Annotated in this window: 22 protein-coding genes; 16 read left to right on the top strand and 6 right to left on the bottom strand. The window is 62.5% G+C overall.

Features of this window, described 5'->3' with window-relative positions; translation table 11 throughout:
* Nucleotides 1–74: 74 nt before the first annotated feature.
* Nucleotides 75–1,004, bottom strand: coding sequence for a lipid A biosynthesis lauroyl acyltransferase (locus tag B3397_RS18425; RefSeq protein ID WP_296252878.1), 930 nt, complete (start codon nucleotides 1,002–1,004; stop codon nucleotides 75–77).
* A gap of 137 nt (nucleotides 1,005–1,141) precedes the next feature.
* On the opposite strand from B3397_RS18425, the gene minC reads away from it, so the two are divergent.
* The 6 genes from minC (at nucleotide 1,142) to B3397_RS18455 (ending at nucleotide 7,485) form a co-directional block, all read left to right on the top strand.
* Nucleotides 1,142–1,867, top strand: a complete 726-nt coding sequence (gene minC / locus B3397_RS18430; RefSeq protein ID WP_296252880.1) for a septum site-determining protein MinC — start codon at nucleotides 1,142–1,144, stop codon at nucleotides 1,865–1,867.
* A gap of 153 nt (nucleotides 1,868–2,020) precedes the next feature.
* Nucleotides 2,021–2,833, top strand: coding sequence for a septum site-determining protein MinD (gene minD / locus B3397_RS18435; RefSeq protein ID WP_296252882.1), 813 nt, complete (start codon nucleotides 2,021–2,023; stop codon nucleotides 2,831–2,833).
* Nucleotides 2,833–3,087: a cell division topological specificity factor MinE gene (minE, locus tag B3397_RS18440; protein WP_296252884.1), complete on the top strand. Its 255-nt coding sequence runs from the start codon at nucleotides 2,833–2,835 to the stop codon at nucleotides 3,085–3,087. Before minD ends, minE begins: the two co-directional genes overlap by 1 nt.
* Before the next feature lie 90 nt (nucleotides 3,088–3,177).
* The gene (locus B3397_RS18445) at nucleotides 3,178–3,813 is read left to right on the top strand and encodes an RluA family pseudouridine synthase (RefSeq protein ID WP_296252886.1); all 636 of its coding nucleotides are present in this window, start codon (nucleotides 3,178–3,180) and stop codon (nucleotides 3,811–3,813) included.
* Between the two features lie 113 nt (nucleotides 3,814–3,926).
* Nucleotides 3,927–5,216 carry a M18 family aminopeptidase gene (locus B3397_RS18450; RefSeq protein WP_296252888.1) on the top strand — a complete coding sequence of 430 codons (1,290 nt, stop codon included), beginning with the start codon at nucleotides 3,927–3,929 and terminating at the stop codon, nucleotides 5,214–5,216.
* Nucleotides 5,217–5,349: 133 nt separating this feature from the next.
* A complete protein-coding gene (locus B3397_RS18455; protein WP_296252890.1) occupies nucleotides 5,350–7,485 on the top strand; it encodes a mechanosensitive ion channel family protein in 2,136 nt (711 codons plus the stop codon).
* 49 nt (nucleotides 7,486–7,534) lie between these two features.
* Here the strand turns inward: B3397_RS18455 and ttcA are convergent, their stop codons facing one another.
* A complete protein-coding gene (gene ttcA, locus B3397_RS18460) occupies nucleotides 7,535–8,359 on the bottom strand; it encodes a tRNA 2-thiocytidine(32) synthetase TtcA (protein WP_296252892.1) in 825 nt (274 codons plus the stop codon).
* 174 nt (nucleotides 8,360–8,533) lie between these two features.
* Here ttcA and B3397_RS18465 point away from each other — a divergent pair, with 174 nt between their 5' ends.
* Nucleotides 8,534–9,028 (top strand): SprT family zinc-dependent metalloprotease, encoded by a 495-nt coding sequence (locus B3397_RS18465; RefSeq protein WP_296252894.1) that lies wholly within the window; start codon nucleotides 8,534–8,536, stop codon nucleotides 9,026–9,028.
* Between the two features lie 33 nt (nucleotides 9,029–9,061).
* Complete coding sequence (locus B3397_RS18470; protein WP_414704410.1) at nucleotides 9,062–9,778, top strand: 4'-phosphopantetheinyl transferase family protein; 717 nt, start codon at nucleotides 9,062–9,064, stop codon at nucleotides 9,776–9,778.
* 34 nt (nucleotides 9,779–9,812) lie between these two features.
* Here the strand turns inward: B3397_RS18470 and B3397_RS18475 are convergent, their stop codons facing one another.
* Complete coding sequence (locus B3397_RS18475; protein WP_296252897.1) at nucleotides 9,813–11,459, bottom strand: Na+/H+ antiporter; 1,647 nt, start codon at nucleotides 11,457–11,459, stop codon at nucleotides 9,813–9,815.
* A gap of 231 nt (nucleotides 11,460–11,690) precedes the next feature.
* On the opposite strand from B3397_RS18475, the gene B3397_RS18480 reads away from it, so the two are divergent.
* From B3397_RS18480 to B3397_RS18495, 4 genes are read left to right on the top strand one after another with little or no spacing between them, the layout of a single operon-like run.
* Complete coding sequence (locus B3397_RS18480; RefSeq protein WP_296252898.1) at nucleotides 11,691–12,038, top strand: ArsC family reductase; 348 nt, start codon at nucleotides 11,691–11,693, stop codon at nucleotides 12,036–12,038.
* A 40-nt stretch (nucleotides 12,039–12,078) separates the two neighbouring features.
* Nucleotides 12,079–13,113 carry a 2,3,4,5-tetrahydropyridine-2,6-dicarboxylate N-succinyltransferase gene (gene dapD, locus B3397_RS18485; RefSeq protein ID WP_296252900.1) on the top strand — a complete coding sequence of 345 codons (1,035 nt, stop codon included), beginning with the start codon at nucleotides 12,079–12,081 and terminating at the stop codon, nucleotides 13,111–13,113.
* Between the two features lie 56 nt (nucleotides 13,114–13,169).
* Nucleotides 13,170–14,375, top strand: coding sequence for an aminotransferase class V-fold PLP-dependent enzyme (locus tag B3397_RS18490; protein ID WP_296252902.1), 1,206 nt, complete (start codon nucleotides 13,170–13,172; stop codon nucleotides 14,373–14,375).
* Nucleotides 14,372–14,773 (top strand): SufE family protein, encoded by a 402-nt coding sequence (locus tag B3397_RS18495; protein ID WP_296252903.1) that lies wholly within the window; start codon nucleotides 14,372–14,374, stop codon nucleotides 14,771–14,773. Before B3397_RS18490 ends, B3397_RS18495 begins: the two co-directional genes overlap by 4 nt.
* Before the next feature lie 440 nt (nucleotides 14,774–15,213).
* On the opposite strand, the gene tcdA is transcribed toward B3397_RS18495, so the two are convergent.
* Nucleotides 15,214–16,017, bottom strand: a complete 804-nt coding sequence (gene tcdA, locus B3397_RS18500; protein WP_296252905.1) for a tRNA cyclic N6-threonylcarbamoyladenosine(37) synthase TcdA — start codon at nucleotides 16,015–16,017, stop codon at nucleotides 15,214–15,216.
* 142 nt (nucleotides 16,018–16,159) lie between these two features.
* Here tcdA and B3397_RS18505 point away from each other — a divergent pair, with 142 nt between their 5' ends.
* From B3397_RS18505 to B3397_RS18515, 3 genes are all read left to right on the top strand, one after another.
* Nucleotides 16,160–16,525 carry a YajD family HNH nuclease gene (locus tag B3397_RS18505; protein ID WP_296252906.1) on the top strand — a complete coding sequence of 122 codons (366 nt, stop codon included), beginning with the start codon at nucleotides 16,160–16,162 and terminating at the stop codon, nucleotides 16,523–16,525.
* Nucleotides 16,526–16,533: 8 nt separating this feature from the next.
* On the top strand, nucleotides 16,534–17,004 hold the full coding sequence (locus B3397_RS18510; protein WP_296252908.1) for an RNA methyltransferase: 471 nt from the start codon (nucleotides 16,534–16,536) through the stop codon (nucleotides 17,002–17,004).
* A 65-nt stretch (nucleotides 17,005–17,069) separates the two neighbouring features.
* Nucleotides 17,070–17,435: a YgaP-like transmembrane domain gene (locus B3397_RS18515; RefSeq protein ID WP_296252911.1), complete on the top strand. Its 366-nt coding sequence runs from the start codon at nucleotides 17,070–17,072 to the stop codon at nucleotides 17,433–17,435.
* A gap of 116 nt (nucleotides 17,436–17,551) precedes the next feature.
* Here B3397_RS18515 and B3397_RS18520 read toward each other — a convergent pair whose 3' ends face one another.
* Complete coding sequence (locus tag B3397_RS18520; protein WP_296252912.1) at nucleotides 17,552–18,001, bottom strand: YcgN family cysteine cluster protein; 450 nt, start codon at nucleotides 17,999–18,001, stop codon at nucleotides 17,552–17,554.
* 191 nt (nucleotides 18,002–18,192) lie between these two features.
* Here B3397_RS18520 and B3397_RS18525 point away from each other — a divergent pair, with 191 nt between their 5' ends.
* Nucleotides 18,193–18,786 carry a nitroreductase family protein gene (locus tag B3397_RS18525; protein WP_296252914.1) on the top strand — a complete coding sequence of 198 codons (594 nt, stop codon included), beginning with the start codon at nucleotides 18,193–18,195 and terminating at the stop codon, nucleotides 18,784–18,786.
* Nucleotides 18,787–18,845: 59 nt separating this feature from the next.
* Here B3397_RS18525 and B3397_RS18530 read toward each other — a convergent pair whose 3' ends face one another.
* Complete coding sequence (locus B3397_RS18530) at nucleotides 18,846–19,781, bottom strand: D-2-hydroxyacid dehydrogenase (RefSeq protein WP_296252916.1); 936 nt, start codon at nucleotides 19,779–19,781, stop codon at nucleotides 18,846–18,848.
* Nucleotides 19,782–19,784 lie beyond the last annotated feature (3 nt).

The following is a 19,784-nucleotide window of genomic DNA, read 5'->3' on the forward strand; positions in this document are numbered from 1 at the left end:
TGGTTCGATCAGGTGGCAGAACCCTGTGGGAGCGGGTTCTACCCGCGATGGGGCCCGCATTTACAACACAATGATCAGCGCTTCTCGTAAAGCTTCGGCGCCCCGGCCGGTCTCGACTTGAAGCGCCGGTGTGCCCACAGGTATTGCTCCGGGCACGCCGTCACCGCTTGCTCTACCCACTGATTGATGCGCAATGCATCGGCCTCTTCGGTTTCCCCCGGAAAATCCGCCAACGGGGGATGCAGCACCAGTCGATAACCGCTGCCATCGGCCAGGCGTTCCTGGGTGAAGGGGATGACCCGCGCCTTGCCCAGGCGAGCGAAGTGCGTGGTAGCGGTGACCGTGGCGGCGGGGATGCCGAACAGCGGCACGAAAATGCTCTGCTTGGCACCGTAGTCCTGATCGGGGGCGTACCAGATCGCCCTGCCCTTGCGCAGCAGCTTGATCATGCCGCGCACGTCCTCTCGCTCCACCGCCAGGGAATCGGCATTGTGCCGCTCGCGACCGCGACGTTGGACGTAGTCGAACAGAGGGTTCTTGTGCTCGCGGTACATGCCATCGATGGTATGACGCTGCCCTAGCAACGCCGCGCCGATTTCCAGGGTAGTGAAGTGCAACGCCATGAGAATGGCACCCTCCCCGGCCTGCTGGGCCTCCTGCAAATGCTCCAGCCCCTGGATGTGCGCGAGCTTGGCCAGCCGGGCCTTTGGCCACCACCAGCTCATGGCCATTTCGAAGAAGGCGATACCGGTCGAAGCGAAGTTTTCCTTGAGCAGGCGCTTTCTTTCGACGGACGGTAAATGAGGGAAGCACAGCTCCAGATTTCGCCCCGCGACCCGGCGCCGTTCGCTGGCCACCCGGTACATGCCCCAGCCCAGCAAGCGCCCCAGCTGGACCAACACAGCGTAGGGCAATTGCACCGTCAGCCACAGTAAACCCAACCCTGACCACAGGGCCCAGAAGCGCGGGTGAAGAAAATAACGACGAAAGCGCGGGCGTTCCATTGACGAGTCCGAACAGCAACATGGCCGCGCATTCTACATGGGTTGGCCGGGGATCGGCGCGTCGCGGCTTGCAGGTCCATGTGGTTCTCGTTATAAGTCTCGGCACTTTTTTCGTAACAAGGCGCTTTTTGCCGACCATGAGCCAGACCGATCAGCTAGACCAGGAACCCGTGTTCCAACTCAAGGGCAGCATGCTCGCCATCACCGTGCTTGAGTTGGCGCACAACGACCTTGAAGCCCTCGACCGCCAGTTGGCGGCCAAGGTCGCGCAGGCCCCCAATTTCTTCAGCAACACGCCGCTGGTGTTGGCGCTGGACAAGTTGCCTGCCCATCAAGGCAGCATCGATCTGCCCGGCCTGATGCGCGTTTGCCGCCATCACGGTCTGCGGACCCTGGCCGTGCGCGCCAGTCGTATCGAGGACATTGCCGCAGCCATCGCCATCGACCTGCCGGTCTTGCCACCTTCCGGCGCGCGCGAACGGCCACTGGAGCTGGAAGAAAAAAAGCCGGAGAAGCCACCACAACCGCTGATTCAACCGACCAAGGTGATCACCACGCCCATTCGTGGTGGCCAGCAGATCTATGCCCAGGGCTGCGACCTGGTGGTGATCAGTTCGGTCAGTTCGGGTGCGGAACTTCTCGCCGATGGCAACATCCATGTGTACGGCCCCATGCGCGGACGTGCACTGGCCGGTATCAAGGGCGACAAGAAGGCACGCATTTTCTGCCAACAACTTGGCGCCGAACTGCTGTCGATCGCCGGGCAGTACAAGGTCTCCGAAGACCTGCGCCGCGATCCCTTGTGGGGGACACCCGTTCAGGTCAGCTTGTCCGGAGATGTGTTGAACATCACCCGTCTTTAACGGATACTGCCGCCATTTTAAGCGCAACTTTCAAATAGCGCGGTCGAGGGTCACCGACGGTTGCAAGGCCTCCGGCCAGCCTGTCCGCCTTTGTTCAGAAGTCATGTTTTTTCGGGGACTACACAGTCTCTTTTTCACTAGGGGTGATACACCTTGGCCAAGATTCTCGTGGTTACATCCGGCAAGGGTGGTGTGGGCAAGACCACCACCAGCGCCGCCATCGGTACCGGCCTCGCACTGCGCGGTCACAAGACAGTCATCATCGACTTCGACGTCGGCCTGCGTAACCTCGACCTGATCATGGGTTGCGAGCGCCGCGTCGTGTACGACTTCGTCAACGTGGTCAACGGCGAAGCGACGCTCCAACAAGCTTTGATCAAGGACAAGCGCGTCGAAAACCTGTTCATCCTCGCCGCCAGTCAGACCCGCGACAAAGACGCCCTGACCAAGGAAGGCGTCGAGAAAATCATCGAAGAGCTGTCCAAGACTCACGACTTCATTCTGTGCGACTCCCCTGCCGGTATCGAGAAGGGTGCGCATCTGGCCATGTACTTCGCCGACGAGGCGATCGTGGTCACTAACCCTGAAGTGTCCTCGGTACGCGACTCCGATCGCATGCTCGGGCTGCTGGCCAGCAAGTCGCGGCGTGCAGAGCAAGGTGAAGATCCGATCAAGGAGCACCTGCTGATTACCCGTTACAGCCCTGAACGCGTAGACAAGGGCGAAATGCTTGGCGTGGAAGACGTCGAGGAAATCCTGGCTATCCGCCTGCTGGGCGTGATCCCGGAATCCCAGGCGGTGCTCAAGGCATCCAACTCGGGTACGCCGGTCATCCTCGACGACCAGAGCGACGCCGGTCAGGCCTACAGCGACGCCGTAGACCGTTTGCTGGGCAAGGAAAAGCCCCATCGTTTCCTTGATTTCAAGAAAAAGAGCTGGGTCGAGCGCCTGTTTGGAGGCCGCTAATGAATATTTTCGACTTCTTTCGGGACCGTAAAAAAGGTAATACCGCTTCGGTAGCGAAAGAGCGTCTGCAGATTATCGTGGCGCACGAACGCGGCCAGCGTACTACCCCTGACTACCTGCCCGCCCTGCAGAAGGAGCTGGTGGAGGTGATTCGCAAATACGTGAATATCGAGAACGACCAGGTGCAGGTCGACCTCAACAGTCAGGGCACTACGTCGATTCTGGAATTGAACATTACCCTGCCTGACCGCTAAGCCCAGGCTTGGCTCCGCGGCGGCTCACGAGCCCTTTCCTCTGAAAGGGTTCGCGAGCCGCCGTTGGCGTTTCTGAGAGATAGACTTTTCATGCCGTTGTCGAACATTCGCATCATTCACCAAGACGCTGCCGTGCTGGTCATCGACAAGCCCACCCTGTTGCTGTCCGTACCCGGCCGCGCCGAGGACAACAAGGACTGCCTGATTACGCGACTGCAGGAGAACGGCTTTCCCGAAGCCCGCATCGTGCATCGGCTGGATTGGGAAACCAGCGGCATCATCCTGCTGGCGCGGGATGCGGACAGCCATCGTGAACTGTCCCGTCAGTTTCATGACCGCGAAACGGAGAAGGCCTACACCGCGCTGGCCTGGGGGCAACCGGCCTTGGACAGTGGCAGTGTCGACCTGCCGCTGCGTTACGACCCGCCGACCAAGCCGCGTCACGTGGTCGATCACGAGCATGGCAAGCATGCCCTGACCTTCTGGAAAGTGCTGGAGCGTTGCGGCGATTGGTTCAGGGTGGAGCTGACGCCCATCACCGGGCGCTCCCATCAGCTGCGCGTGCACATGCTGTCTATCGGGCACCCGTTGCTGGGTGATCGGCTGTATGCCCATGACCAGGCGTTGGCCGCCCATGAGCGCCTCTGCCTGCATGCCAGCATGCTGGCCTTCACCCACCCGGTAACCGGCGAACGCCTGACGTTCGAATGCCCCGCCCCCTTCTAACGTAGCCGCGGCGTAAGCCGCGTCCCAGCGATCCACGGAAAACCCAGGGACGCGGCGTACGCCGCGGCTACGGGAATGGGGTAAACTTCGCGCACTGCTGTCTGGAGTTTTCTATGCGCGAAGCTTTGAACCAGGGCCTGATCGATTTCCTCAAGGCCTCCCCCACCCCTTTTCATGCCACTGCCAGCCTGGTGCAACGTCTGGAGGCTGCCGGTTACCAACGCCTCGACGAGCGCGAAAGCTGGGCCACGGTGCCCGGTGGGCGTTACTACGTCACCCGCAACGACTCTTCGATCATTGCCATCAAGCTGGGCCGCCAATCGCCGCTGCTGGGCGGCATGCGCATGGTCGGCGCTCACACCGACAGCCCTTGTCTGCGGGTCAAGCCCCAGCCTGAACTGCAGCGTCAAGGGTTCTTCCAGCTTGGCGTCGAAGTGTACGGCGGCGCCCTGCTCGCCCCTTGGTTCGACCGCGATCTGTCCCTGGCCGGCCGCGTGACCTTCCGGCGCGATGGCAAAGTGGAAAGCCAGCTGATCGACTTCAAGGTACCGCTGGCCATCATTCCGAACCTGGCGATCCACCTGAACCGCGAAGCCAATCAGGGCTGGGCGATCAATGCCCAGACCGAATTGCCGCCCGTGCTGGCCCAGGTTGCCGGCGACGAGCGCATCGATTTCCGCGCCTTGCTAACCGAGCAACTGGCGCGTGAGCATGGGCTCAACGCCGATGTGGTGCTGGACTACGAGCTGAGCTTCTACGACACCCAGAACGCTGCGGTGATCGGGCTGCATGGCGACTTCATTGCCGGCGCGCGGCTGGACAACCTGCTGTCCTGCTACGCCGGCCTGCAAGCGCTGCTCAACGCCGAAGGTGACGAAACCTGCGTGCTGGTGTGCACCGACCACGAAGAAATCGGCTCCTGCTCGGCCTGCGGTGCGGACGGTCCGATGCTCGAACAGACCCTGCAACGCCTGCTGCCCGAAGGTGATGAGTATGTGCGCTGTATCCAGCGCTCACTGCTGGTATCGGCCGACAACGCCCACGGTGTGCACCCCAACTATGCCGACAAGCATGATGCCAACCACGGCCCCAAGCTCAATGCCGGACCGGTGATCAAGGTCAACAGCAACCAGCGCTACGCCACCAACAGCGAAACAGCTGGGTTCTTCCGCCATCTGTGCATGGCAGTCGAGGTGCCCGTGCAGAGCTTCGTGGTGCGCAGCGACATGGGCTGCGGCTCCACCATCGGGCCGATCACTGCCAGCCATCTTGGCGTACGTACCGTAGACATCGGGCTGCCGACGTTCGCCATGCACTCGATCCGCGAACTGGCGGGGAGCCAGGATCTGGCTCATCTGGTGAAAGTGTTGGGCGCGTTCTACGCCAGTACTGAGCTACCGTAGTACGACGGGCGGCCTCAGCGCGGGCAGAATCTGCTCCCACAAGAGCGTTCCAGGTGACCGGGGAACCGATGTGGGAGCGGGCTCCACTCGCAACGGGCCTCCCCCAAACACCGATCAACAGGTGATCCAACTGATGGCCCTATTCCTGCGCCTGGCGCTCGCATTTCTCCTTTTGCTTCCGGTCACTGCCCACGCTGTCGGCCTGCCGAGCCTGCTGGGCGGCAGCTCGAGCAAACCTGCCGAGCAACCCGCACAACCCTTGGGTCAGTCCCTGGACCAGGTGATCCAGACCTTGGAAAACGACCAGCAGCGGACCCGGCTGCTGAGTGATCTGAAGAAGCTTCGCGACAGCACCCAACAGGCCCAGCCTGCCGCCGAGCAAGGCGTGCTGGGCATGATCGGTGGCGTGCTGGGCCATCTGGACCAGCAATTTACCGGCGAAAACAGCCCATTCAAGCGCTGGGACGAAGAAGCCGCGCTGGCCCGCGACGAGTTGCAGGCTCTGGCACTGCCCATGGCCGAGTGGCCGCCGATCATTGGCGGATTTCTGCTGATCATCATGGTCTGGAGCTTGCTGGCCTATGGTTTGATCTGGATCAGTCACCGCGTTCGGGTCCGCTTCGGCCTGTCCGAGGAACTGCCCCAGCATCCGCGCACCCTCGACCTGCTGCGCTTCGCCCTGCGCAAGCTGGGGCCATGGCTGGTGGCACTGATCATCACGGTCTACGTGGGCTACGCCTTGCCCTCGTCGCTGGGCAAGAGCCTGGCCATGGTGCTGGCCTATGCCCTGGTGGTGGGCACGCTGTTCTCGGCCATCTGCGTGATCGCGTTCTCGCTGCTCGATGGCCCTCACCGTCATCGCGCGCTCAATATCCTGCGCCACAAGGCGTTCCGGCCCCTGTGGTTGATCGGCAGTTTCGCGGCCTTCGGCGAGGCGTTGAGCGATCCACGGATGATGGCCGCACTGGGCCAGCACCTGGCGCATACCACGGCGACCGTGGCCAACGTGCTGGCAGCGCTGTCCACCGGGCTGTTCATTCTGCGTTTTCGACGGCCTATCGCGCACCTGATCCGTAACCAGCCGTTGTCCCGACGCCTTACCCGCCGAGCCCTGAGTGACACCATCGAGATCCTCGGCAGTTTCTGGTACCTGCCCGCGCTGGTGCTGGTGGGGATCTCGCTGTTCGCCACCTTCTTCTCCGCTGGCGATACCAGCACCGCGCTGCGCCAGTCTTTGATGTGCGCCGTGCTGTTGGTGCTGTGCATGGTGATCAACGGCCTCATTCGCCGGCACTCGTTGCGCCCGGCCAAGGGGCCCAAGCGCCATGCGCTCTATTCGGACCGCTTGCGCAGTTTCTGCTACACCCTGCTGCACATGATCATCTGGGTGGTTTTCATCGACCTCGGCCTGCGCGTGTGGGGCATGTCACTGGTGGGCTTCACCGAAGGCGACGGCCACGACATCAGCGTGCGGCTGGCCAGCCTGGTGGGCACATTGATACTGGCCTGGCTGGTGTGGATTCTGGCCGACACCGGCATTCACCACGCCCTGACCCGCTCACGCAAAGGCCTGGCCAATGCCCGCGCACAGACCATGATGCCGTTGATCCGCAACGTGCTGTTCGTGACCATTTTCATCATTGCCGCCATCGTCGCCCTGGCCAACATGGGCATGAACGTCACGCCGCTGCTGGCAGGTGCCGGTGTGATCGGCCTGGCGATAGGCTTCGGTGCACAGTCCCTGGTGGCCGACTTGATCACCGGCTTGTTCATCATCATCGAAGACTCCCTGGCCATCGACGACTACGTGGATGTCGGCGGGCATCTAGGCACGGTCGAAGGCCTGACCATCCGCACCGTGCGCCTGCGCGACATCGACGGCATCGTGCACACCATCCCGTTCAGCGAGATCAAGAGCATCAAGAACTACTCCCGTGAGTTCGGCTACGCGATCTTCCGCGTGGCGGTGCCGCACAGCATGGGCATCGACGACGCGATCAAGCTGATGCGCGAGGTTGGGCAGAAAATGCGCAGCGACCCTCTGCACCGGCGTGATATCTGGTCACCGCTGGAGTTTCAAGGGGTCGAAAGCTTCGAGTCGGGCACGGCCATCCTGCGTGCCCGATTCAAGACCGGGCCGATCAAGCAATGGGAGGTGTCGCGGGCGTTCAACCTGGCACTCAAGCGCCAGCTGGACGAGGCCGGCCTGGACCTGGCCACGCCGCGTCTAAGCGTGCAAGTCCTCACCGCCGCCCCCGAAAAAACGTAGCAGCGGCGCAAGCCGGCTGCACGGTCCAGGGACGCGGCTTATGCCGCGGCTACAGGTTGATGACGTTGGCGATGCGTACGGGGGCGTTTTCGTCGATGCGCAGATTCTGGAAGTCGAACAGGGTGCGGTCCGCCAGCTGTGACGGCACCACATTCTGCAGGCCTCGGAAGATGCTGTCCGTGCGCCCTGGCGTCTTGCGCTCCCATTCCACCAGCATGTCCTTGACCACCTGGCGCTGCAGGTTCTCCTGCGAGCCACACAGGTTGCAGGGGATGATCGGGAACTGCTTGAAATCCGAATAGGCCTGAATATCCTTTTCGCTGCAGTAGGCCAACGGCCGGATCACCACGTTTCGCCCGTCATCGGCGCGCAATTTGGGCGGCATGGCCTTGAGCGAGCCGTTGAAGAACATGTTGAGGAAGAACGTCTCGACGATGTCGTCGCGGTGGTGTCCGAGGGCCATCTTGGTCGCGCCGATTTCGTCGGCGAAGGTGTACAGCGTGCCACGACGCAGGCGCGAGCACAGCGAGCAGGTGGTCTTGCCTTCCGGGATCAACTCCTTGACCACCGAATAGGTGTCTTTCTCGACGATGTGATATTCCACACCCAGTTGCTCGAGGTAGGCCGGCAGCACGTGCTCGGGGAACCCAGGCTGCTTCTGGTCCATGTTCACCGCCACGATGCTGAACTGGATCGGTGCGACTTTCTGCAGGTGCAGCAGCACGTCGAGCATGGTGTAGCTGTCCTTGCCGCCGGACAGGCAGACCATGACCTTGTCGCCATTCTCGATCATGTTGAAATCGGCGACGGCCTCCCCGGCCTGGCGGCGAAGGCGTTTCTGCAGTTTGTTCTGGTTGACTGAAAGAGTGCCCATAGCGCTGGAATCCGCGAGGTGTGTGACAAAAGCCGGGTATTTTACGCGGTTTGCGGGGCCAGGTGTATCGCAGGACAGTCGAGGCAAGGGCACCCTACGCAGCAATCGCCGACAAGCGGCTCGGCACGCCACCCCACATACGGCATAATCGCCCCATCTGGAGTGTCTTCAAGAATGCCCGAGCAACTCAATACCCGCGTCGAATCCTGCTACCTGCAAGCCGAAGCTTTCTTCAAGCGCCCGTTCAAACGCCCGGTGGTCAGCCTCAAGTTGCGTGGACAGAAAGCTGGCGTGGCGCACCTGCATGAAAACCTGCTGCGCTTCAATCTGCAGCTTTATCGCGAAAATGCCGACGACTTTCTCAAGCAAACAGTGGCGCATGAAGTTGCCCATCTGGTGGCGCATCAGCTGTTCGGCGACAGCATCCAGCCCCACGGCCAGGAATGGCAGTTGATCATGCGCGGCGTGTACGAACTGCCGCCCAATCGCTGCCACAACTACGAGGTCAAGCGCCGCCGGGTGACACGATACATCTACAAGTGCCCCTGCGACGGCAGCGACTTCCCGTTCACCGCCCAGCGCCACGGCATGGTCCGGCAAGGCCGCCGGTACCTGTGTCGGCGCTGCCGCAACACCTTGGTGTTCACCGGTGAAACCCGGGGTGAGTGAAGCCGGTTCCCATCCGGCGCGACGCTGGGCAAAATGCGCCTCATGAACACTACCCTGCCCCCCTGCCTCTCCCCGCCCCGACAGCACTGGCCGCTACCCGATGCGCTACCCGGAGCCCTGTTGCTGAGCAGCCGCTTCGCCTCCAGCGAACTGGGCGCAGATGACTTTCAGCGCTGCGGCATCGAACCTCCACCGTCGGTTCAGCGTTCGGTCGCCAAGCGTCAGGCCGAGTACCTCGCCGGTCGGCTCTGTGCTCGCGACGCCTTGCGCGCGCTTGCGGGGCTGGACAGGGTGCCCGCCATCGGTGACGACCGCGCGCCGGTGTGGCCAGCGGACATTGCCGGTTCCATCACCCACAGCAGCGGCTGGGCCGCCGCGGTGGTCGCACACAAGCAGGATTGGCGGGGTCTGGGACTCGACGCCGAAAGCTTGATGCCCGCTGCTCGCGCGCAACGACTGGCCGCCGAGATACTGACCCCTGCGGAGATTCAGCGGATGGACCCGGCCCAGGTGGCGCTGTGCGTGACGCTGACCTTCTCGCTCAAGGAAAGTCTGTTCAAGGCCCTGTATCCGCTGGTGGGGCAACGATTCTATTTCGAGCACGCCGAAGTTCTGCAGTGGTCCGCCGACGGCCGCGCGCGCATGCGCCTGCTGACGTCGCTGTCGCCGGAGTTCGACCACGGCTATGAAGTGACCGGGCAATTCGCCTGGGTGGGAGAGCATCTGCTGAGCCTGGTGGCGGTGCGCTGAGGCTCGCGGGTATGCATGCATACCCGCAATGGGATCAACGCCCCTGTCCCAGATTGGCTTCGTTCATGTCCAGCTCCGCCAGCACTTCGCGCAGCGCCTCATCGCCGATCAAGTGGCGTCTACGCAGGTCGTAGAGTGCAAGGCGCTGCGCGCGCAGCGCCTTGATGCGCAGCCGCCGTTCCAACTGATCCATCTGGCGTGCCAGCGCCTGAGCTTCGGCGGAGTCGTTGAATACGTCCAGCTGATGACGGTATTCGGACATGATCCGCCCTTTCAGCTCGGTGGCCAAAGCTGCCTGGGCGGCATCCTGACCCGCCGCTTTCTCGGCCGGCTCCTCCTCTTCCAGCGAGCGTATCGCGGCATCGGCGATACGCCGCCAGGCATCGCGAACCTCTTCACGCCCACCATCGTCGGTACTGGCCACAACCCCGCGCAGCAGGAGCGGCAAGGCAATGCATGCTGCCACCAGCGACAATAGAATCACGCCTGCTGCAATGAAAATCAGCAGGTCACGCTGGGGAAAGTCCTGCCCTGGCGCCATCAGCAGAGGCACCGACAGCACACCGGCCAAGGTCACCGCCCCACGCACCCCACCGACCGTCAGCAACCAGCAGGAGCGGGCGTCCGGCACCTTGGTCAGGCCACTCTTGCCCCGCAGGCGACGCACGATCGCGATGGACCGCCAGGTGCTTTGCACCCAGACGAAGCGCAGCGCCAGGAGTACGCAGAAGATTGCCACCACCTCCAGGCAGCGCCACAGCAGCGCGGGCCACAGGGTGGGCTCGTGGCTGACCACCGCCTTGATGATGTCGGGCAGTTGCAAACCCAGCAGCAGGAAGATCAATCCGTTGAAGGCGAACTCCAGCAGCGACCATACGCTGCGGTTGAGAATGCGCGTGCGGGTCTGGCGCGGCAGCAGGTCCAGCCAGCTCTGCATCATGCCTGCGGCCACGGCCGAAAGAATGCCCGACGCGCCCAGACGCTCGGCCAGAACATAGGCGGCGAACGGCAGCAACAACATGAACACCACGTGAGTGGCCGGGTCATCCCAGCCGCGGGCGATCATCAGCAAGCGCAAGCGCCCCACCACCCAGCTCAGCGCGACGCCGATAGCCAGGCCGCCTACCGCCACCAGGACGAAGGTCACGCTGGCATCGGCGATCGAGAACACACCCGTGATAGCCGCCGCCAGGGCGAACTTGAAGGTCACCAGGCCCGACGCATCGTTCATCAGCGCTTCACCCTGGAGAATGCGCATGAGCGGTGTCGGCAAGCGGTCCTGGGCGATCGCCGAGACCGCCACGGCGTCCGTCGGTGACAACACCGCGGCCAAGGCGAAGGCTACCGGCAGCGGAATGTCCGGCAACAGCCAATGAATGAACCAACCAGCGCCCAGCACGGTGAACAATACAAGCCCCACGGCGAGCATCAATACCGGGCCACGGTAGTGCCACAGGTCACGCTTTGGAATGCGCCAGCCATCGGAGAACAGCAAGGGCGGCAGGAACAGAAACAGGAACAGCTCCGGTTCCAGCGCCACGTGCAGGCCCAGGGTGGGCCAGGCCAGGATGGCCCCGGCAGCAATCTGCAACAGGGGCAGCGGCAGCGGGATCACCCTCGCCACCAACCGGGAGACGCTGACCAGCATCAGCAAGATCAGCACGGTGTAGGCAGTTTGCATTGCAGCGGATTTCCTTCTGATTCGACAGATGCACCCATGGTAACGACTTGTGACAACGTGGAGCGCTGCGACAAGGTTTCACATCGAGGTTTCATCTGCACGCCAGGTCTGGATGGGCCTGGATCAAACCTTGTCACCATAGAGTCATGGCGTTGACACATCCGATGCCGCATAATTCCGCGATTCGTTTTCGGGAGACTGTGGGGAGCATTCGTAGCCCCTCCTAGATCAATGGCTTATATTCTCTACGGCATCAAAGCCTGTGACACCATGAAAAAGGCCCGCACCTGGCTCGACGAGCACCAGGTGGAGTACGGCTTCCACGACTACAAGAGCGCGGGCATCGACCGTGAACACCTGGCCCGCTGGTGTGACGAGCACGGCTGGCAAGTGGTGTTGAACAAGGCCGGCACCACCTTTCGCAAGCTCAGCGATGAACAGAAGGCCGACATCGACCAGGCCAAGGCCATCGAGCTGATGCTCGCTCAGCCGTCGATGATCAAGCGCCCGGTGCTGGAGCTCGGCAGCAAGACCCTGATTGGCTTCAAGCCCGACATCTACGCGGCGGCCCTCGAATAACCACGGCCCGGCCCGCACTCATTCTGCAAGAGGTATCTTCATGTCCAATTCCCTGTTCAGCCTGGCCTTCGGTGTCGGCACCCAGAACCGTCAAGGCACCTGGCTGGAAGTCTTCTACGCCCAGCCACTGGTCAATCCGGCCGCTGCACTGATCGACGCGATTTCCCCAATCCTGGGCTACACCGGCGGCAACCAGGCCATCAGCTTCAGCAACACCCAGGCCTCGCAATTGGCCGAGGCGCTGAAGAACGTCGACCCTGCCCAGGCTGCCCTGCTGACCCGTCTGGCCGAAAGTCACAAGCCGCTGGTCGCCACCCTGCTGGCCGAAGACGCTGCGTTGACCTCCACCCCCGAGGCCTACCTCAAGCTGCATCTGCTGTCGCACCGCCTGGCCAAGCCCCACGGTCTGAGCCTGGCCGGCATCTTCCCGCTGCTGCCAAACGTCGCCTGGACCAGCCAGGGTGCGGTTGACCTGGCCGAGCTGGGCGAACGTCAACTCGAAGCGCGCCTCAAGGGCGAACTGCTGGAAGTGTTCTCAGTCGATAAATTCCCGAAAATGACCGACTACGTGGTTCCTGCCGGCGTACGTATCGCCGACAGCGCTCGCGTGCGCCTGGGTGCCTACATCGGTGAAGGCACCACCATCATGCACGAAGGCTTCGTCAACTTTAACGCCGGCACCGAAGGCCCTGGCATGATCGAAGGCCGTGTGTCGGCCGGTGTATTCGTCGGCAAGGGTTCGGACCTGGGCGGCGGTTGCTCCACCATGGGCACCCTGTCCGGCGGCGGCAACATCGTGATCAAGGTCGGCGAAGGCTGCCTGATCGGTGCCAATGCCGGTATCGGCATCCCGTTGGGCGACCGCAACACTGTCGAGGCAGGCCTGTACATCACCGCAGGCACCAAAGTGGCCCTGCTCGACGAGCAGAACCAGTTGGTCAAAACCTTGAAAGCACGTGACCTGGCCGGCCAGCCTGACCTGCTGTTCCGTCGCAACTCGGTGACCGGTGCCGTGGAGTGCAAAACCCACAAGTCCGCCATCGAGCTGAACGAAGCGCTGCACGCTCACAACTAAGTGGCGATACAGGGCCCGGCGCATCTGCCGGGCCCTTTGCCCGGGGCCCTCACACCATGTTTCATGCCTCCCCCTGGCGCTCTGACTTTCCAGCCATCGCCGCCCTGCACCGCCAGCACCAGACCTATCTGGACAACGCTGCCACCACCCAGAAACCACAGGCAATGCTCGATGCCATCGGCCACTACTACGCCAATGGTGCTGCCAATGTTCATCGTGCCCAGCATCTGCCCGGCGCCCTGGCCACCCAGGCCTTCGAGTGCACTCGGGAGAAGGTAGCGCAGTGGCTCAATGCCCGGGCATCACAGGACATCATCTTTACCCACGGCGCTACCAGTGCGCTCAACCTCCTGGCATACGGCCTTGCCGGCGAATTCAGCGCCGGTGATGAACTGGTGATCAGCGCGGCCGAGCATCATGCCAATCTGCTGCCTTGGCAGCAGTTGGCCAAGCGCGGCGGCCTGAATCTGCGGGTACTGCCCCTGGCCCCTTCTGGCGTGATCGACATCGAAGCCGCAGCTCATATCATCGGGCCGCGCACTCGCCTATTGGCAGTGACTCAACTGTCCAACGTGCTGGGTGCCTGGCAACCGCTGGCGCCGCTGTTGGCCATGGCCAAAGCCCAAGGGGCGCTGACCGTGATCGACGGTGCTCAGGGCGTCGTGCATGGTCGCCACGACGTGCAGCAACTGGGCTGCGACTTCTATGTGTTTTCCAGCCACAAGCTCTATGGACCGGAGGGTGTCGGTGTGCTGTACGGCCGTCGCGAGGCGCTTGCACGATTGCAGCACTGGCAGTTCGGCGGTGAGATGGTGCACCAGGCGGATTATCAGAGCGCTACCTTTCACCCGGCGCCGCTGGGCTACGAGGCGGGCACGCCGCCGATCGCCGGGGTGATCGGGTTGGGGGCCAGCCTGGACTATCTCAGCGGCCTGGATGCTGACGCCGTGGCCGCCCATGAAGCAGCCCTGCATCAGCAGTTGTTGCGTGGCCTGAACGATCGCGACGGGATCGACCTGCTGGGCAGCCCGGCAGTGGCCCTCGCCAGCTTCGTGGTGCAGGGCGTGCACAATGCCGACCTGGCGCATTTGTTGACGGATCAGGGCATCGCCGTGCGGGCCGGGCACCACTGCGCCATGCCACTGATGCATAACCTGGGTCTGGGCGGCGCCATCCGGGTATCACTGGGGTTGTACAACGACTCTGGGGATCTGCAACGCTTCTTTGATGGGCTGGACAAAGCCTTGGAGATACTGCGATGAGCCTTTCTGCGCAGGCGCAACAGGCGCTGGAAGCTTTCAGCCAGGCGCCAGGCTGGGAGCAGCGCGCGCGGCTGCTGATGCAATGGGGTGAGCGGCTGGAGCCGCTGACCGACGAGCAGAAGGTAGAGGCCAATCGCGTGCACGGTTGCGAGAGCACGGTGTGGCTGGTGGTGGAGCAGCGCGACGAAGGCTGGCATTTCAGGGCGGCCAGCGATGCCCGGATGATTCGCGGCTTGCTGGCGTTGCTGCTGGTACGGGTTCAGGGGCTCGGTTCGCAGGAACTGCGGGCGCTGAACCTTGCGGGTTGGTTTGAAGCGCTGGGGCTGGCGCGGCAGTTGTCGCCTTCGCGCAGCAATGGGTTGAATGCGGTGTTGCAGCGGATGGCGGCGTTGACTTGAAATCCGCGTCGCGGCCATCGCGGGTAGAACCCGCTCCCACAAGGGATCTGCGGTGAGCCGTATATCTGGGAGAGGTCCCAGAATCCTGTGTGATCTGTAGTGTGCCTTAGGTCTGGGATAGGTCCCAGAATCCTGTGTGATCTGTGGTGTGCCTTAGGTCTGGGATAGGTCCCAGAACCCTGTGGGGTCTGGGGTGTGCCTCAGGTCTGGGATAGGTCCCAGAACCCTGTGGGATCTGTGGTGCACCTTAGGTCTGGATAGGTCCCAGAATCCTTTGGGGTCTGTGGTGTGCCTTAGGTCTGGATAGGTCACAGAACCCTGTGAGATCTGTGGTATGCCTTAGATCCAGTGTCAGGCACGGGACTCTGTGGGAGCGGGTTCTACCCGCGATGGGGCCCTGATGAACGCAGCAAAAATCCCCTGCGCCACCCTTGCACCTGCTACTTGACCCGGTCAGCAGGCCGCCGCACCCCGGCCACGATCTTGTCCACCGCCTTGGTCGCCGCCACCATGCCGAAGGTCGCCGTCACCATCATCACCGCGCCAAAGCCACCGGCACAGTCAAGCTTCACGCCATCGCCGACAAAACTCTTCTGCAGGCAGATGCTGCCGTCAGGTTTGGGATAACGCAGTTGTTCGGTGGAGAACACGCAAGGCACGCTGTAATGGCGGGTTACCGTACGCGAAAAACCGTAATCACGGCGCAGGGTAGACCGCACCTTGGAAGCCAGTGGGTCGTTGAACGTGCGGTTGAGGTCACAGACCTGGATCAGGGTCGGATCGATCTGCCCGCCCGCGCCACCGGTGGTGATGATCTGAATCTTGCGGCGCTTGCACCAGGCAATCAGCGCGGCCTTGGCATTGACGCTGTCGATGCAGTCGATCACGCAATCGATGTTCGGCGTGATGTATTCGGCCATGGTGTCGCGCGTGACGAAGTCCGCCACGGCGTGCACCTTGCAGTCCGGATTGATACCGCGCAGGCGTTCGGCCATGACCTCCACCTTGGGCTTGCCCACGGTACCGTCCAGCGCATGCAACTGGCGATTGGCGTTGCTGACGCAAACGTCGTCCAGGTCGAACAGCGAGATCTCGCCAACCCCGGTACGCGCGATTGCCTCGGCGGCCCAGGAACCCACGCCGCCTACGCCAACGATGGCCACGTGAGCATCACGCAGGCGCTGCATGCCCTCAAGGCCATACAAGCGGGCAATACCGGCGAAACGGGGATCTTCTGTACTCATCAGGGGGACCTCAAAAACCGGCGCGCAGTATACACGTCCCGGCGCCTGTCGGCAGGGCCCGCTCGGCGCTTGCGCGGGCCACGCGGGCGCTTGGGAAAACCGGTAGAATGACGCCTGACCGTCATTATCCGAGGTGAACCCCATGAGTTCGTCCACTCCCCATACCGCCAAGCTCGATCGTATCCTGGCCGATGCCCAGCGCGAGCGCGAAAGCGGCTACCGCGACAAGGCCCTGAAGATGTACCCGCATGTGTGTGGCCGCTGCGCTCGGGAGTTCGCCGGTAAGCGCCTGAGCGAGCTGACCGTGCACCACCGCGACCACAACCACGACAACAACCCGCAGGACGGCTCCAACTGGGAGCTGCTGTGCCTGTACTGCCACGACAACGAGCACTCGCGCTATACCGACCAGCAGTACTACGCCGAAGGCTCCACCAGCAGCCCGACCATCGCCAAGGCGACACACAACCCCTTCGCGGCCCTGGCCGGACTGATGAAGAAAGACTGAGCGATCACGTGGCGAACAAAAGGTACAGTTGCATCGGGTTGTTCAACCCCAAATCTCCTGAAAATGTCGGCTCGGTGATGCGGGCCGCCGGCTGCTACGGGGTCAACTCGGTGTTCTACACCGGTAAGCGCTACGAGCGCGCCCGTGACTTCGTCACCGATACCAAGCGTATTCATTACGATATTCCGCTGATCGGCATCGACGACCTGCAGAAGATCATCCCGCTGGGCTGCACGCCGGTGGCGGTGGAGTTGGTGGACGGTGCGCGCCCATTGCCCGAATACACGCATCCGGATCGAGCCATCTACATCTTCGGCCCCGAGGACGGCAGCCTCGACCAGAGCGTGCGCGACTGGTGCGAAGACACCATCTACATTCCCACCACCGGCTGCATGAACCTGGCCGCCACGGTGAATGTGGTGCTCTACGACCGCATGGCCAAGGGCAACAACACGCGCTCCGGACCGAAATTCAAGTAAGCCCGATGGAACAGCTCCGCGTTTTGGCAGTCAGCTTGTTATCACTGCCTATCAGGAGATTGAACATGAGCGACAGCAAAACCTTGGATGTCATCAAGTCCGTTACCGAACCGACCTACCATAACGTCAAGGGCTGGGAGCGCGCGGGCTCGCTGTTCGTGGGCGTCATCACCGTGGGCAAGGGGCTGCGTCGCGGCGGTATCCTGGGGCTGGCGCAGATTGCCATTGGCGGCGTTGCCCTGGCGCGTGGCTGGACCGGCCACAGCGCGGCGAAGACCCTGATCGAAAACAGCCGCCGCGATCTGGACGATATCCGCAGCAAGATCGAGCGCGCGGGCGATGAGCTGGTGAACCTGAAAAAGAATGCCGAGTCGGCCGTCAAGGGCGCAACCGTAACAGGCGACGAGCCTGTGGTGCCGCCCAAGGCGTGATTCTGCGGGGCGGGCCTCTTCGCGGCTGTAGCTACTACAGCGTTATGCCCTTGTAGGAGCGGCGTGCAGCCGCGAAGACGCCCGCCCCGACACCGCCAACTCCCCTGGTGACACGATCACCCCGCCCTGAAGATCAGATAATCCTCCCAATCGTCCTCATTCACATCTTTCTCGCTGACCATCTTCCCTGACTGGGAAATGCGCTGCTTATGCACCTGTTCGCGGTCACCGCAGACCAAGTGGTGCCACAGCGGCAAGTCCTGACGTTCGCTCACCAACCGATATCCGCACGTCGGCGGCAGCCATTTGAACTGGTCAGCCTGACCGGGCGTAAGCTGGATACAGTCCGGTACCTGTTGCTTGCGATGGGGGTAATCGCTGCATTGACAGGTTTTCATGTCCAGCAGCTTGCAGGCGATGCGGGTGTAATAGACGCTGCTGTCGTCTTCGTCTTCCAGTTTCTGCAGGCAGCACAGCCCGCAGCCGTCGCACAGCGACTCCCACTCGACGGCGTCGAGTTGCTCGAGCGTCTTGCGGATCCAGAAGGGTTCGACTTTGGCGGCCATGTTACCGGGTGTCCTGTACGAAAATGACGGTCCAGACGGAGGCAGCGTCTGAAAAGGCCGCCAGTCTAGTGTGATGCATGCCCGCGGCCAAGCCCTGACGACTGTCGGTAGGAAGCACTTCTCAGCCAAGGGCCATTCGCAGTAGGTTGCGCCCTAATCATTAGCTCCCTAAGCCCACCAGGAATGCTGCCATGAGCGACAACCCTCGTATCGCCGACTATGCCATCCATGAGCAATTCATCAATCGCTGGTCGCCACGCGCCTTCGAACCCGTCGAGATCGACGAGCCCACCCTGCTCAGCTTCTTCGAAGCGGCGCGCTGGGCACCCTCGGCGTACAACTCGCAGCCTTGGCGTTTTCTCTATGCACGTCGCGGCACCCCGAACTGGGAGCGCTACCTGGGCCTGCTCAATGAATTCAATCGCTCATGGGCCCAGCATGCCTCGGCGCTGGTGATCATCGCGTCGAAGACCACCTTCACCGCGCCCGGTGCCAGCGAGGAAACCCCTGCACTGTGGCACACCTTCGATACGGGGTCGGCGTGGGGTCATCTGGCGTTGCAAGCCAGCATCAGCGGCTGGCACACCCACGGCATGGCAGGGTTCGATCAGGACAAGACCCGCGCTGAACTGAAGATCCCGGCCGAATACGCCCTGCACGCAGCCATTGCCATTGGCAAGTTGGGCGATAAGGCTTCGTTGGCCGAATACCTGCAAGGACGGGAGTTGCCAAGTTCCAGGGTGCCGTTGAGCCAGCTGGCGGCGGAAGGAGACTTCAGTCTGTAAAACCGATCTGAGCAGAGTTGAGGGTGGCGGTGTTCGGCCCCCTCACCTTGACCCTATCCCTAATACCCGCGCGAAAAATCCACTGCCCCACGCAACGCCGCGCCCTGCTCCCACGCCCGCAGGTTCTCGACGAACAAACGCACCAACGCCAGCGGCGAGGTCGGCCCCGAACTATGCCCAGTCAGCAGCAACCCCCAGGCTGTCCAGAACGGATGTTTGACCGGCAGCGGCTCCTGGCGACACACGTCAATCACTGCACCGGCTAGATGGCCCTGTTTCAACGCCTCGACCAAATCCGCATCCACCACTGAAACACCTCGGCCGGCGTTGATGAACAGCGCCTCCGGGTTGAAGCGCTTGAACATCGCAGCATCGTACAGGTCGTGGGTCTGGTCTGTGTCCGGCAGCAGGTTGATGACGTAATCCGCCTGCCCTACCAGCCGTCCCAGCTCCGCCAAGGGTGCCACTTCCACGAATGGAGCCTGATCGCGGGCAGTACTGGCAATGCCGTACAGGACCACACCAAAAGGCTGGAGGAATTGCGCCACCGTCTGGCCAATTTCACCGGTACCGACGATCAACACTCGACGGCCCAACAAGCTGCAGCCCGGGCGCGAGTCCCATTTGCGCTCGACCTGGCTGACCAGCCGCGCCAGTACCTCGCGTTCATGGCCCAACATGTAGGTCAGCATGTATTCGGCCATCACTTGACCAAACACGCCTACCGCACGGGTCAACCGGTAGTCGGTGGGCAAACCGTCGGCCAGCAATGGCCGGACGCCCGCCCAGGTGGACTGCGCCCACTGAGGCTTGGCGCCTTGACGCAACAGGTTCAGGAACAGGTCAGGCTGCCCCAGCCATACCGGGCAGTCGACGGCCAGACGGGCCAGTTCGGCGGAGTCGCCGCTGGTGAGGATATCGAGGTCCGGGGCGGCCTCGGACAGCAGTTTGGCGTAGAGGGCGTAATCCTGTTCGGCGATCAGCACGCGGGTCATTGC

It is taken from the genome of Pseudomonas sp. UBA4194, from assembly GCF_002379585.1.
In the GTDB taxonomy this organism is placed as follows: domain Bacteria; phylum Pseudomonadota; class Gammaproteobacteria; order Pseudomonadales; family Pseudomonadaceae; genus Aquipseudomonas.